Origin of the sequence: Serratia sp. T13T92 (assembly GCF_047530105.1) — a bacterium.
In the GTDB taxonomy this organism is placed as follows: domain Bacteria; phylum Pseudomonadota; class Gammaproteobacteria; order Enterobacterales; family Enterobacteriaceae; genus Chania; species Chania fonticola.
The window spans coordinates 1-12,389 of sequence record NZ_JBLJAK010000027.1; the positions used below are offsets into that span (position 1 = coordinate 1).

General features: G+C 53.8%; 14 protein-coding genes. 4 read left to right on the plus strand and 10 right to left on the minus strand.

Annotated features, from left to right (window positions below; translation table 11 throughout):
* Positions 1 to 258 precede the first annotated feature (258 nt).
* Complete coding sequence (gene tnpA / locus ACMV5I_RS20540; RefSeq protein WP_202811174.1) at positions 259 to 717, plus strand: IS200/IS605-like element IS1541B family transposase; 459 nt, start codon at positions 259 to 261, stop codon at positions 715 to 717.
* Between the two features lie 111 nt (positions 718 to 828).
* On the opposite strand, the gene ACMV5I_RS20545 is transcribed toward tnpA, so the two are convergent.
* Positions 829 to 1,125, minus strand: a complete 297-nt coding sequence (locus ACMV5I_RS20545) for a YciI family protein (RefSeq protein ID WP_024486857.1) — start codon at positions 1,123 to 1,125, stop codon at positions 829 to 831.
* A gap of 319 nt (positions 1,126 to 1,444) precedes the next feature.
* Here ACMV5I_RS20545 and tonB point away from each other — a divergent pair, with 319 nt between their 5' ends.
* Positions 1,445 to 2,191, plus strand: coding sequence for a TonB system transport protein TonB (gene tonB / locus ACMV5I_RS20550; protein WP_368443977.1), 747 nt, complete (start codon positions 1,445 to 1,447; stop codon positions 2,189 to 2,191).
* 48 nt (positions 2,192 to 2,239) lie between these two features.
* Here tonB and yciA read toward each other — a convergent pair whose 3' ends face one another.
* Both yciA and ACMV5I_RS20560 read right to left on the minus strand, forming a co-directional pair.
* Positions 2,240 to 2,662: an acyl-CoA thioester hydrolase YciA gene (yciA, locus tag ACMV5I_RS20555; RefSeq protein ID WP_021181241.1), complete on the minus strand. Its 423-nt coding sequence runs from the start codon at positions 2,660 to 2,662 to the stop codon at positions 2,240 to 2,242.
* On the minus strand, positions 2,662 to 3,201 hold the full coding sequence (locus tag ACMV5I_RS20560; protein ID WP_021181242.1) for a septation protein A: 540 nt from the start codon (positions 3,199 to 3,201) through the stop codon (positions 2,662 to 2,664). Before ACMV5I_RS20560 ends, yciA begins: the two co-directional genes overlap by 1 nt.
* Before the next feature lie 222 nt (positions 3,202 to 3,423).
* Between ACMV5I_RS20560 and ACMV5I_RS20565 the strand changes: the two genes are divergently transcribed.
* Positions 3,424 to 5,127: a SulP family inorganic anion transporter gene (locus ACMV5I_RS20565; protein ID WP_414825178.1), complete on the plus strand. Its 1,704-nt coding sequence runs from the start codon at positions 3,424 to 3,426 to the stop codon at positions 5,125 to 5,127.
* A 49-nt stretch (positions 5,128 to 5,176) separates the two neighbouring features.
* On the opposite strand, the gene ACMV5I_RS20570 is transcribed toward ACMV5I_RS20565, so the two are convergent.
* Positions 5,177 to 5,971 carry a YciC family protein gene (locus tag ACMV5I_RS20570; protein ID WP_121608980.1) on the minus strand — a complete coding sequence of 265 codons (795 nt, stop codon included), beginning with the start codon at positions 5,969 to 5,971 and terminating at the stop codon, positions 5,177 to 5,179.
* Positions 5,972 to 6,012: 41 nt separating this feature from the next.
* Positions 6,013 to 6,453: a YkgJ family cysteine cluster protein gene (locus ACMV5I_RS20575; protein WP_414825191.1), complete on the minus strand. Its 441-nt coding sequence runs from the start codon at positions 6,451 to 6,453 to the stop codon at positions 6,013 to 6,015.
* Positions 6,454 to 6,748: 295 nt separating this feature from the next.
* Here ACMV5I_RS20575 and ompW point away from each other — a divergent pair, with 295 nt between their 5' ends.
* On the plus strand, positions 6,749 to 7,390 hold the full coding sequence (gene ompW, locus ACMV5I_RS20580; RefSeq protein WP_121606986.1) for an outer membrane protein OmpW: 642 nt from the start codon (positions 6,749 to 6,751) through the stop codon (positions 7,388 to 7,390).
* A 45-nt stretch (positions 7,391 to 7,435) separates the two neighbouring features.
* On the opposite strand, the gene ACMV5I_RS20585 is transcribed toward ompW, so the two are convergent.
* The 5 genes from ACMV5I_RS20585 to trpD all read right to left on the minus strand — a co-directional run bounded on the left by ACMV5I_RS20585 (position 7,436) and on the right by trpD (position 12,374).
* A complete protein-coding gene (locus ACMV5I_RS20585) occupies positions 7,436 to 7,750 on the minus strand; it encodes a BON domain-containing protein (protein ID WP_024486834.1) in 315 nt (104 codons plus the stop codon).
* A 225-nt stretch (positions 7,751 to 7,975) separates the two neighbouring features.
* Positions 7,976 to 8,782, minus strand: a complete 807-nt coding sequence (trpA, locus tag ACMV5I_RS20590) for a tryptophan synthase subunit alpha (RefSeq protein WP_021806584.1) — start codon at positions 8,780 to 8,782, stop codon at positions 7,976 to 7,978.
* Positions 8,782 to 9,972 (minus strand): tryptophan synthase subunit beta, encoded by a 1,191-nt coding sequence (gene trpB / locus ACMV5I_RS20595; RefSeq protein WP_024486835.1) that lies wholly within the window; start codon positions 9,970 to 9,972, stop codon positions 8,782 to 8,784. The genes trpA and trpB overlap by 1 nt, the downstream gene beginning before the upstream one ends.
* Before the next feature lie 38 nt (positions 9,973 to 10,010).
* The gene (gene trpCF, locus ACMV5I_RS20600; protein ID WP_202727437.1) at positions 10,011 to 11,372 is read right to left on the minus strand and encodes a bifunctional indole-3-glycerol-phosphate synthase TrpC/phosphoribosylanthranilate isomerase TrpF; all 1,362 of its coding nucleotides are present in this window, start codon (positions 11,370 to 11,372) and stop codon (positions 10,011 to 10,013) included.
* 3 nt (positions 11,373 to 11,375) lie between these two features.
* A complete protein-coding gene (gene trpD / locus ACMV5I_RS20605) occupies positions 11,376 to 12,374 on the minus strand; it encodes an anthranilate phosphoribosyltransferase (RefSeq protein ID WP_414825179.1) in 999 nt (332 codons plus the stop codon).
* Between the last annotated feature and the right edge of the window lie 15 nt (positions 12,375 to 12,389).

Consider the following 12,389-nt stretch of genomic DNA (forward strand, 5'->3'; position numbering starts at 1 on the left):
CAGGAGCCCCATAGAGGCCCTCAGAAAAAGCAAAAAGCAGTGTGGTGGGAAAATATCGCGATCGCGACCTACGGTCGCTAAAAACAACGAACCCCATCAAAATAATGGGGTTCGTCATCAGTCTGAACCTCCAGCTAGGCTGGAGGTTCCGTAAAGCTTTCAGCTTTGAACCAGTTATAAAAACCCCTTTTGATTTGTTAAAACAGTTTGCGGTCTGGCAACTGCAAACGTTCAACAAGAAATCAAAAGGGGGTCCCAATGAGGGACGAAAAGAGCTTAGCGCACACGCGATGGAACTGTAAATATCACATAGTATTTGCGCCGAAGTACCGAAGACAGGTGTTCTACGGGGAAAAACGCAAAGCGATTGGCAGCATCTTAAGAAAGCTGTGCGAATGGAAGAACGTGAATATTCTGGAGGCGGAATGCTGTGTGGATCACATCCATATGCTTCTGGAAATCCCACCCAAGATGAGTGTGTCGGGTTTTATGGGATATCTGAAGGGAAAGAGCAGCCTGATGCTTTATGAGCAGTTTGGCGATTTGAAGTTCAAATATCGTAACAGGGAGTTTTGGTGTCGAGGGTATTACGTTGATACGGTTGGTAAAAATACAACCAGGATACAAGAATACATAAAGCACCAACTGGAAGAGGATAAGATGGGTGAGCAGTTGTCGATCCCCTATCCGGGTAGCCCGTTTACGGGCCGTAAGTAATCCATAGATGCAAATGTCAGATCGCGATGCGCCTGTTAGGGCGCGGCTGGCAAGAGAGCCTTATAGGCGCATATGAAAAACCTCCGGCTATGCCGGAGGATATTTATTTGCTTAAAATACCTGTTTAAACGGTTTCACCGTGACTTCGCCGTATACGCCAGCGTCCACGTACGGGTCTTGTGCTGCCCAGGATTTTGCCACCTCCAGCGAAGGGAACTCGGCGATCACGGTAGAACCGGTAAATCCAGCCTGGCCTGGATCGTTGCTATCGATAGCCGGGTTAGGGCCAGCGACCACCAACCGGCCTTCATCACGCAGTGCCTGCAGGCGAGCCAGATGGGCGGGGCGAACGGCCATGCGCTGTTCCAGCGTGCCAGGTACGTCTTGTGCGTAGATCAGATAAAGCATATTTCACCTTTAAAATCATTGCCATACAACGGTAATCACAAAGTAGCGCAAAACCTGTGACAAGGGAATGCCAATCCAGATAAAAATTCATTACCGTGCTGAGGATAGCTGCGTGAGCTGCGATTGACGAGTGAGGGAACACATTGGTTAACAATACGTATGCAAAGCTCAATAAAAGGCTAATTAAAAGTTAATATCCCTATGAGTTTGCTGGTTTTAGCGCCTAATGATGCCGATTAAAGCGATAGTTTGTCTTTCGTTATTGAATATGATTGCTATTTGCATTTAAACTTGGCGCACCAGAGGAAACAGAATCATTATGCCGCTAAACAAAATGTTCCTTATTCGCCGAATTTCCGTGCCAATTGTCCTCTCCGTTGGTTTGCACAGTGCCCTGGTGGCCGCCTTGCTCTACGCTTCCGTCAACGAAGTGTTGGAGCTGCCGAAACAGGAAGATGCCCCTATCAGCGTCATGATGGTGAATATGACCGCGCTGGCAGAACCGCCACCGCCGGCAGCGGCGGAACCGGAACCGCAGGTAGAACCTGAGCCTGAGCCAGAACCGATCCCGGAGCCCGAGCCGCCACCGCCGGTACCGGTAGCCATTCCTAAACCGGAGCCGGAGAAACCCAAGCCGAAGCCAAAACCGAAGCCGAAGGTAGAGAAGCCGGTCAAGCGTGAAGTGAAGAAAACCGAACCGCGTGAACCTTCGCCGTTCGACAATCAATCCGAAGCCAAGCCGATCGATAAGGCACCGGTTAAACAGGCACCATCAGCACCCGCGCCGGGAACTTCCCGTGAGTTGGGGCCAAAAGCCTTGAGCATCGGCAAGCCGATGTATCCACCGCGCGCCCGGGCATTGCAGATTGAAGGCAATGTCAAAGTTCAGTTCGATGTCGATAGCGATGGGCGGGTTACAAACGTGCGTATTCTGTCTGCGGAACCACGTAATATGTTCGAACGTGAAGTGAAGCAGGCAATGCGTAAATGGCGCTATGAAGCCAAAGCCGCGCAAAACCTGACGAAGACCATCGTCTTCAAAATGGAAGGCTCGACGGTTGAGTAAGCAATAAAAAAGGTCGCATTTGCGACCTTTTTGCTATCTGGCGTAGGCTTACTCGCCAACGCGGAAGTTCATCTTGCCGTCTGGCAGGGCGCGAGGGCTGCCGCCATCATCTACCGCTACATAGGTAAAGACCGCTTCCGTGGCACGGTAGCGCTGGCCAATCGGGGCAGAAGACACCTTCTTGACCCAGACTTCCACATTGATGGTAATCGAGCTGCGGCCACTGCGGATACAGTTGGCATAGCAGCACACCACGTCACCCACGGCCACCGGCTTGAGAAAGGTCATGCCGTCTACCCGCACGGTCACCACGCGCCCTTCGGCTATCTCTTTGGCCAGGATCGCGCCGCCGATGTCCATTTGCGACATCAGCCAGCCGCCAAAAATATCGCCGTTGGCATTGGTATCTGCCGGCATGGCCAGCGTGCGCAGTACCAGTTCACCGCTAGGCAAAGGTCGTTGCTCGGTCATTATTTCTTCTGCTCTTCTGGCATATGACGGTAAATATAGATACCGCTCAACAGGGTGAAGACCAGCGTCAGCACGGTCAGGCCAAATACCTTGAAGTTAACCCAAACGTCCTGCGGCATCCAGAATGCCACATAGATATTGGCCAAGCCGCAGGCCAGGAAGAACAGGGCCCAGGCAATGTTAAGGTGGTTCCAGACGCTGTCCGGCAGGGTCAGCTCTTTACCCAGCATGCGTTGGATCAGCGGCTTTTTCAGTATCAGTTGACTGATCAGTAACGCCAGGGCGAACAGGGTGTAGATGACAGTGACCTTCCATTTGATAAACAGGTCGTTGTGGAACACGAGGGTCAAGGTACCGAATACGGCGACCATGGCAAAGGTGATCAGCGTCATCTTCTCTACCTTGCGATATTTCAGCCAGGTAAAGACCAGTGCCAGGGCGGTAGCGACGATCAAGGCACCTGAGGCGACGTAGATATCGTAAAGCTTATAAAAGGCAAAAAAGACAATCAGGGGTAGAAAATCAAGAAACTGCTTCATAAATCAATCCATCATAGGTTCATCGGGCGACTATACCGGATTTGGCGCGTTCTGTGTATCGCACTAAAGGGCAGATTATCGGTGTTCGTCCGGTAGATTGCTGCTGTAAACGCCAGAATTTGCATAAACTTACGATTGTTACCCTCGGTTATTTGCAAGCGCTGGGTGTACCACGCATATTAAGCATAATAATAGCCGCATAATTTACCATGGAAAATAGCTATGCAGTGGAAGTCTCTGCGGGCGTGGACGCCCGGTTTGACGCATTTGTTAGGATATGAACGCAGTTGGTTGAAGCCGGATATTCGAGCGGGGTTATCGGTCGCAGCAGTAGCTTTGCCGGTGGCGATCGCCTATGCCGAATTGGCCGGTGTCAGTCCGGTGGTCGGGCTTTACTCCTGTATTTTGCCGATGATCGCCTATGCCATTTTTGGCTCGTCGCGGCAGTTGATTGTTGGGCCGGATGCGGCAACCTGTGCGGTGATCGCCGCCGTGGTGACTCCGCTTGCTGCAGGAAGTATGGAGCTGCACTGGCAGCTCACCATCATGATGACCGCCATGACGGGAGCTTGGTGTTTGCTGGCCAGCCGCTTCCGGCTCGGTGCCTTGGCAGACCTACTTTCCCGCCCAATCCTCAGCGGATTGCTAAATGGCGTGGCGGTGACCATCATCGTCGATCAGATCGGTAAAGTGCTGGGGTTCGGTACGCCACCGGCGCAGCTGATTGAACGTATTTATGCCTTGCCCGGCAACATTCTGCACAGCGATTGGCCGACGATGGGCATTTCATTGCTTACGCTGACAATGCTGGTGGGGGTTAAAAAGCTGCGGCCTAATTGGCCTGCGCCGTTGTTTGCCATCGTGCTGGTCGCCTTTATCACCTGGGTGGGTAATTTGCAGCAGCACGGTATTATTACCGTAGGGGGCTTCAGCGGCATGCTGCCTATCGTCCAGTGGCCGGATTTTCAGCCGGGCTTACTGCGTGACATGGTGATACCGGCGCTCAACCTGGCAGTGGTCAGTTTTGTCAGCATGATGCTTACGGCGCGCAGCTTTGCGGCGAAAAATGGCTACGAAGTTAATGCCGATGCGGAGTTCCGTGCGCTGGGGCTGGTAAATATTGTTTCCGCATTGTCGCAAGGTTTTGCCATCAGCGGAGCCGATTCGCGTACGGCGGTAAACGATGCCAATGGCGGCAAAAGCCAGCTGGTATCAATTATTGCCGCCATCGTCATTGGCATTGTGCTGCTGTTCCTGACTTCGCCGCTGCAATTTATTCCGGTGGCCGGATTAGGCGTGGTGCTGATGTACGCCGCCTGGTCGTTGATCGACATTCGAGGCATCTGGATCCTGCGCAAGCGCAATGCCCAGGCGTTCAGGCTGGCGGCCTTCACCTTCGTCAGTGTGCTGCTGGTGGGGGTGATCAGCGGCATTGGCTTGGCGGTATTGCTTGGCCTGATGCAGTTTCTCCGCACCGTGTTCCGCCCAACGGAGCAACTGCTGGGAGTCAATGAGGAAGGCATGATCCACTCAATGGGCAACAACAACGGGGTGAAGGCGGTGCAGGGCGTGATGATGTACCGCTTTAATTCCCCGCTGACCTATTTTAACGTGGCCTACTTCAAACGGCGCATCCTCAATCTGGTCGACAGCACGCCGTTCCAGCCACGTTGGGTGGTGGTGGATGCGGTGGCCAGTTTTACCCATGCTGATATCAGCGTGCTGGCAGCCATTGATGAGCTAAAACGTGATTTGTTACAGCGTAACGTAAAGCTGGTGCTGGCCGGACGGCGCACCGAGTTAACGCGCTGGTTCCGTATCAATCAGGTGGGGCGCGATAAGGATCTGATCCTGGTACCCGACCTCTATCTGGCACTCAAGCTGATACAAAGCAAGGAACAGGCCGAACCGGGCACGGCACAGTAAATAAAAAGGGCACGCTAAAAGCGTGCCCTTAAACGTCAACTGACCCTGTTTATCTTTTATCTAAGGACACGCCAGCAGCTGGCGCGGTTTCCCGCAGTAACATATATAGACGGAACAGATAAATCAGCAGCAGGGCAGAAACCAGGTTGCTTAATGCAGTCAGCACTATGCTGGCAACGTGTGGTGTCAACACCGACAAATGGCTGACCATAAACAGCACCAGCAGTTTGGCCGCCAACCACAGCATCATCGCCGGTACGATCACCCGCGCGTTGGCAAAGGCCAGCTTGCAGCTTAGCTTCAGTGAGGCAAACATGCCTTTCCCATCGGCCACGGAAATCACCGGGGCCAACGAGAACGAGATCGCCATGATCACACCTGGCACGACGAACAGCGTCAGGCCAAGCTGGGTCAGCAAAGTGCAGACAAACAGCAGCAACAGTAACCGCGGCAATAGCGGGGCAGATATCCCGATAGCCCGCAGTGCACTGGTACGCTGGCCTTCAGAAACCAGACGGATCAGCGTCAACATACCCCCTACCAGCAGCACGTTACCCACTAAAGCGGAAATCGTGGCGGCGGCGGAGACTTTCAACAGCACCATCTGCTGTTCAGGCGTCATTTGCTGAATGATTTCCTGGATCCCCATGCCGGCACCGGCGTTGGAGGCCAAATCACTTTCCGTCGCGGTCAGGATCTTCAACTGCTCGATATCGGGGCTAAACGCCTGATTAAGCAGCACAGAAATGAATGCGGTCAGCAATGCCAACAGCACAATGCTGGCAACCTGATTACGGAAAAAGTTAAAACTGTCACGGTACAACGTGTTGGCCGTAATTGGCATGCTTGGCATGCAGACTCCTTGGCGTCGGGAACATAGTTAAATCAGTGGGCGATTGTACCTTGTTCCGCTCCGCTGTGGCACCCCGCGAATGGCACTGTGCTGATTTCTTGGGCGATTATGGTCTCTGACAATGATAATGGCAGGGGAACCGGCAAGGGCGGCAGGCCGTAGCGCTCACGGGCCCGATCGCAGGCTTCATTGCGCAGGCCGTTTTCCCCGGATTGATCGAATTCGCGGCAGGGCCTAGGGCGATTGGGATAGATCGAACAGGATACCGCCTGACCAATTTCACCCACCAGCGAGGTGCAGCGTGGGGACTTGCTGTTGGTTCCCTGCATACAGCGCAGAAAGGGGCTCAAGGGTTCAGTTAAGGATATAGGTACCACGCCGCCGCCATCTTCCGCTTCGGCCCAATAGAATGATACTCGGAAATAACCGCAGCAGGCGCCGCAGTTGGTGCAGGGATTTTGAATTTCGCTCATCTTGATTGCCACCGACTCCTTACCGGCCCAACCAAAACCAACAGGAATGATGAAATTACGCAGAGGCATTTTTTTTAGCAACTTTTTTTGGTAACAGAAATGTAAACATGCATATAATTTGCAATAAAAGGTGTTTATTGATTCAGATCAATTATCGATTTATTAACACCTTAGGTGGCTTTGTTTTTGGTGGGAATTTAAATTTTTACACTTAAGATGTGATCTCGATGGGATCATAAATACCTGTTAATAGGTATATTCATCGGGACTGTAAACCACACAAATGGAATGGATAATGAAAAAGACAACTCTGGTGGTGTTAGGGGCTCTGATGGCTCCTATGGTAGCAAGCGCGCATCAAGCGGGTGATTTCCTGTTCCGTGCAGGGACTGCAACAGTGCGTCCTAATGCAGGTTCGGACAACGTTTTAGGCCAAGGATCGTTCAACGCCAATAACAACACCCAGTTGGGTCTGACTTTTGGCTATATGGTGACGGACAATATCGGCGTCGAGTTACTGGCTGCAACGCCGTTCCGCCATAAAGTTTCTCTGGGTGGCCCAGCGGTCAACGGGGATATTGCAACAGTTCGTCAACTGCCACCAACGCTGATGGCGCAGTACTACTTTGGTGACAAGCAGGACAAGCTGCGTCCATACCTGGGTATTGGTGTGAACTACACCATGTTCTTCGACGAGAAATTCAACGACAACGGGAAGGATGCAGGTTTAAGCAACCTGGACCTGAAAAATTCCTGGGGTGTTGCCGGGCAGGCAGGTCTGGATTACAACCTGGATGAGCACTGGATGCTGAACATGTCGGTCTGGTGGATGAATATCGAGACCAAGGTTCGCTTTGACGCCGGTGACCAACATCAGAGCGTTGATACGCGTCTGGATCCATTTGTGTTTATGTTTGGTGCGGGCTACCGCTTCTAAGCTACGCTGCAATAAGGAGGCGCTGTTCGGCGCCTCCCTCTTTAGTTATTTAATGCGCATATCATTTTCGACCGATTTAACACCCGCCACGCCGCGAGTCACCTGAACGGCGCGATTGGCATCGGCGCTAGAGCTGACGAAACCGCTTAACTGAACCTTGCCTTTAAAGGTCTCGACGCTGATTTCGGTTGATTTGATGGTTTTATCCGCCAGCAGTGCTGACTTCACCTTGGTAGTGACGACCGTATCGTCGATATAGCCGCCAGTCCCTTCTGATTTTGCCGTTGGAGCACAGGCAGAAACTGCCATAGCCAAAATAGCCGCCATGCACAGCGCCGAAAGGGTTTTAAATAGCTTCATAAATGACTCTCCTTGCATATGTTATTGTTGAAATTAAAGGCTGATTTCAATCAGCTAACGAAATCGTATGCACTGAACCACTGAATATTTAGCGGCAAATATGATTGTGGGGCAGGTTGCTGGTTTGTTCAAATTGTTTGCGAAAATATCTTTGGCAAGATTGAGGGTAAACAAAGTGTTATCACCGGATACTTTCGTAGTATCCGGTGATTGAGAGCGGGGAGATTAAACGCGGGTAGCGGCTTTCATTTCACGTACAAACTTGCCTAGCTTTGCCAACATTTCTGCTGGTTGAGCCAGATTCTGTTCGATGATTTTAACAATTGCCGAACCGGAGATTGCCCCGGCGGCCCCGGCTTGCAACGCATCCTTGACCTGTGATGGTTCAGAGATGCCAAAGCCTTGCAGCGGTGGTGCCGCATGATACTCGCGCAGCTTATTGACCAGGTGGTGCAGCGGTAACTGTGCCCGGCTTTCCGTTCCGGTTACTCCGGCGCGTGACAGCAGGTAAGTGTAACCCCGGCCGTGGGACGAGATTTCACGCAGTAAATCTTCATCCGCATTTGGCGGGCAAATATAGATTGGCGCAATACCGTGGCGAGTTGCCGCCGCGCGGAAAGGCGCGGACTCTTCGAAAGGAACGTCCGCGATCAACACGGAATCTACACCGGCCTGCGCACAGCGCTGATAAAATGCGTCAATACCGCCGTGGAACACCAGGTTGGCGTACATCAGCAGGCCAATCGGAATATCAGGGTGCTTCTGACGGATCGCCGCCAGCATTTCGAAACAGTGCGTTGGCGTAACCCCAGAAGCGAAAGCACGCAGAGCTGCACTTTGAATGGTTGGGCCATCGGCCAGCGGATCTGAGAAGGGGATCCCCAACTCCAAGGCATCTGCACCGTTCTCCACCAGCGTATCAATGATCTGTAACGATAGCGTCGGGTTTGGGTCACCGAGGGTGACAAACGGCACAAAGGCGCCTTCTTTATTATTTTCCAACCGTTTGAACAGTTGCTGATAACGTTCCATCAGATTTCTCCCCGTGCTTTCAGAATGTCGTGAACGGTAAATATGTCTTTGTCGCCGCGGCCGGACAGGTTAACCACCAGGATCTGTTCTTTCTGCGGCTCTTCACGGATCATTTTCAACGCGTGTGCGAGAGCATGGGAAGACTCCAACGCCGGGATAATCCCTTCGTGGCGGGAAAGCTCCTTGAAAGCCTCCAGCGCTTCATCATCGGTGATCGACACGTATTCTGCACGGCCGATGCTGTTGAGATAGGCGTGCTGCGGGCCAACGGAAGGGAAGTCCAAACCGGCGGAAATCGAGTAAGACTCCTCGATCTGACCTTCAGAGGTTTGCATCATCGGTGATTTCATACCGAAGTAGATCCCTACCTTGCCATGTTTCAGCGGCGCACCATGCTGGCCGGTTTCGATCCCCAGGCCAGCGGGTTCAACGCCGATCAGGCCAACGCTGGTATCATCGATAAAGTCGGCAAACATGCCGATGGCGTTGGAACCGCCGCCAACGCAGGCCAATACGGCATCCGGCAGACGGCCTTCACGCTCCAGCACCTGAGCTTTGGTTTCTTCGCCGATCATGCGTTGGAATTCACGCACGATGGTCGGGAACGGGTGCGGGCCTGCGGCAGTGCCCAGCATGTAGTGGGCCTTTTCGTAAGAGCCAGACCAGTCGCGCAGCGCTTCGTTACAGGCATCTTTCAGCGTGGAAGAGCCGCTGTGCACCGGGATCACCTCTGCTCCCATCAGGCGCATACGAAATACGTTAGGTGACTGGCGTTCGATGTCCTTGGCGCCCATGTAGATACGGCATTTCAGACCGAGCAGGGCGCAGGCCAGCGCAGAGGCCACACCGTGTTGGCCTGCGCCGGTTTCCGCGATGATCTCGGTTTTGCCCATGCGTTTGGCAAGCAGCGCCTGGCCCAATACCTGGTTGGTCTTATGGGCACCGCCGTGCAGCAGATCTTCACGCTTCAGGTAGAGCTTGGTTTTGCTACCGGCAGTCAGGTTTTTGCACAGCGTCAGTGCCGTCGGGCGACCCGCGTAGTTTTTCAGCAGATCGATAAACTCTGCCTGGAACTCTGGGTCACGCTGGGCGCTGACGAAGGCTTCTTCCAGTTGTTTCAGGGCTGGCATCAAAATTTGCGGCACGTACTGACCGCCAAATTCGCCGAAGTAAGGGTTAAGCAGCGTCATTATTTTTCCCGTTATTATCCGTTAAATGAGGTTCGCAATCAGTAGGCGCGCAGGGTTTGGAACACCGCCGCCAGACGCTCGGCATCTTTGATGCCGGGTTGGCTCTCTACGCCAGAGTTGAAATCGAGGCCCGCACAGCCCAGTTGGGCCGCATCTACGCAGTTGTCTGCACTCAGGCCGCCAGCCAGCATCACGTTGTCCAGCGTTTGGCCCTGCAACACTGACCAGTCAAAGCGAACTCCGGTACCGCCAGCGCCGTTATCCAGCAGGTAACGATCGACCTGTTGCAGATCGCGAGCGGGTAGGCTGTCTTTTACGCTCAAGGCTTTCCAGATCTGACAGGTGGCTGGCAGCTCGGCGCGCAGGGCGTTGATATAAGCCTGGTCTTCCGCGCCGTGCAGTTGCACTGCATGCAGACCAAGGAGCTCGGCAGTTTGCGCTACCGTAGCGATCGGCGCATCACAGAAAACACCCACATATTTCAACGGCGCTCCGGCGATCACTTCCCTGGCGTGGGCAATGTCCACGTTACGCGGGGAACGGCCAACGAAGATCAGACCGCCGTAGTTGGCACCTGCCTGATAAGCGGCTGCGGCATCTTGCGGCCGGGTCAGGCCGCAGACCTTGTTGTCGCCCAGGATCACGCGGCGTACCGCGCTGCGCAGGTTGGTTTCCGACATCAAGGCGCTGCCGATCAGAAAACCGTTGGCATAGCGGCTGAGTTCACGGATCTGGCGATAGTTATTGATGCCGGACTCGCTGATCACCGTCACGCCATGTGGCACTTTAGGAGCCAGGATACGGGTGCGATCCAGATCGATAGACAGATCGCGCAGATCGCGGTTGTTGATGCCAATCACTTTGGCTTCGAGCTGTACCGCGCGCTGTAATTCCTCTTCGCTGATCACCTCTGTCAGCACGCCCATATTCAGGCTGTGTGCCACCGCGGCAAGTTGGCGGTACTGTTCGTCATCGAGCACTGACAGCATCAACAGAATGGCGTCGGCCTGGTAGTGACGTGCCAGATAGATTTGGTAAGGGTCGATCATAAAGTCCTTACACAGTACCGGCTGGGTCACGGTTTTACTCACCAGCGGCAGAAAATCGAAGCTGCCCTGGAAGTATTGCTCATCGGTCAGCACCGAGATCGCCGAGGCGAAGTCCTTATACACCGAGGCGATTTCCACCGGGTCAAAATTCTCGCGGATCAGCCCCTTGGAAGGAGAGGCTTTCTTGCATTCGAGAATAAATGCCGTTCTGGCGCCTTGTAGCGCATGATAAAAGCTACGCTCGCTTGGCACGATTTCGTTTTGAAAGCTGGCTAATGGCTGTTGTTGCTTACGTGCCGCGACCCACTGCGCCTTGTCACGAACAATCTTGTTGAGCACGGTTTCCTGCATCATTTATCCTCTTGCTGCCAAAGCAGTGACACGCTGGTAAGCCTGCCCACTGTGGATCATTTCCAATGCCTGCTGCGCGTTCTGGCGCAGGTCTTCCTGTCCGAATAGTTTCAGCAACAGTGCGACGTTGGCGGCGACCGCCGCGGCGTGCGCTGGCTCGCCTTTACCTTGTAACAACCTTGCCAGAATGTCACGATTTTCTTCCGGCGACCCGCCCAGCAGAGAGCCCAGCGGGTAGCTGTCCAACCCAAAAGATTTAGGCGTCAGCTGATAACTTTCAATTTCGCCGTCATTCAGCTCGGCTACGTGAGTGGTGGTGTGGATCGCCACTTCATCCATGCCGCCACCGTGCACGACGGCGGCGCGCTGATAACCCAATACGCGCAGGGTTTTGGCGATTGGCAACACCAGCTCCGGACTATAGACCCCAATCAACGCCAACGGTGGGCGAGCCGGGTTAATCAACGGCCCGAGTACGTTGAACACCGTGCGGGTCTTCAACTGTTGGCGTACCGGCATCGCATGGCGAAAACCGGTGTGATACTGCGGTGCAAACAGGAAACACACGCCCAGTTCATCCAATGCCTTGCGAGATTCTTCCGCGGGCAGATCCAGGCGGATCCCGAAGGCGGCCAACAGATCGGATGAACCGGAACGGCTGGAGACGCTGCGGTTGCCGTGCTTGGCTACCTTGACCCCACAGGCCGCGGCGACAAAGGCGCTGGCCGTGGAGATATTGATGCTGTTGGTGCCGTCACCGCCGGTGCCGACGATATCCGCGAAGGCATAGTCCGGGCGTGGGAACGGTAAAGCATCGGCCAAGAGTGCCTTGGCTGCTCCGGCGATTTCTTCCGGGTGCTCACCGCGGATCTTCATGCTGATCAATGCCGCCGCCAGTTGGCTAGGTTCCAGCTCACCGCGCACGATAGCGCTGAATAACTGCTGGCTTTCTTCCTGGCTCATCGGCTCCGAGCGATACAGTTTTTCTAGAATAGGTTGCATAGTCGGTTCCCCTTG

Coding starts and splice junctions, on each gene's coding strand:
- tnpA (WP_202811174.1), top strand. CDS start 259: ATGAGGGACGAAAAGAGCTTAGCGCACACGCGATGGAACTGTAAATAT.
- ACMV5I_RS20545 (WP_024486857.1), bottom strand. CDS start 1,125: ATGCTTTATCTGATCTACGCACAAGACGTACCTGGCACGCTGGAACAG.
- tonB (WP_368443977.1), top strand. CDS start 1,445: ATGCCGCTAAACAAAATGTTCCTTATTCGCCGAATTTCCGTGCCAATT.
- yciA (WP_021181241.1), bottom strand. CDS start 2,662: ATGACCGAGCAACGACCTTTGCCTAGCGGTGAACTGGTACTGCGCACG.
- ACMV5I_RS20560 (WP_021181242.1), bottom strand. CDS start 3,201: ATGAAGCAGTTTCTTGATTTTCTACCCCTGATTGTCTTTTTTGCCTTT.
- ACMV5I_RS20565 (WP_414825178.1), top strand. CDS start 3,424: ATGCAGTGGAAGTCTCTGCGGGCGTGGACGCCCGGTTTGACGCATTTG.
- ACMV5I_RS20570 (WP_121608980.1), bottom strand. CDS start 5,971: ATGCCAATTACGGCCAACACGTTGTACCGTGACAGTTTTAACTTTTTC.
- ACMV5I_RS20575 (WP_414825191.1), bottom strand. CDS start 6,453: ATGAGCGAAATTCAAAATCCCTGCACCAACTGCGGCGCCTGCTGCGGT.
- ompW (WP_121606986.1), top strand. CDS start 6,749: ATGAAAAAGACAACTCTGGTGGTGTTAGGGGCTCTGATGGCTCCTATG.
- ACMV5I_RS20585 (WP_024486834.1), bottom strand. CDS start 7,750: ATGAAGCTATTTAAAACCCTTTCGGCGCTGTGCATGGCGGCTATTTTG.
- trpA (WP_021806584.1), bottom strand. CDS start 8,782: ATGGAACGTTATCAGCAACTGTTCAAACGGTTGGAAAATAATAAAGAA.
- trpB (WP_024486835.1), bottom strand. CDS start 9,972: ATGACGCTGCTTAACCCTTACTTCGGCGAATTTGGCGGTCAGTACGTG.
- trpCF (WP_202727437.1), bottom strand. CDS start 11,372: ATGCAGGAAACCGTGCTCAACAAGATTGTTCGTGACAAGGCGCAGTGG.
- trpD (WP_414825179.1), bottom strand. CDS start 12,374: ATGCAACCTATTCTAGAAAAACTGTATCGCTCGGAGCCGATGAGCCAG.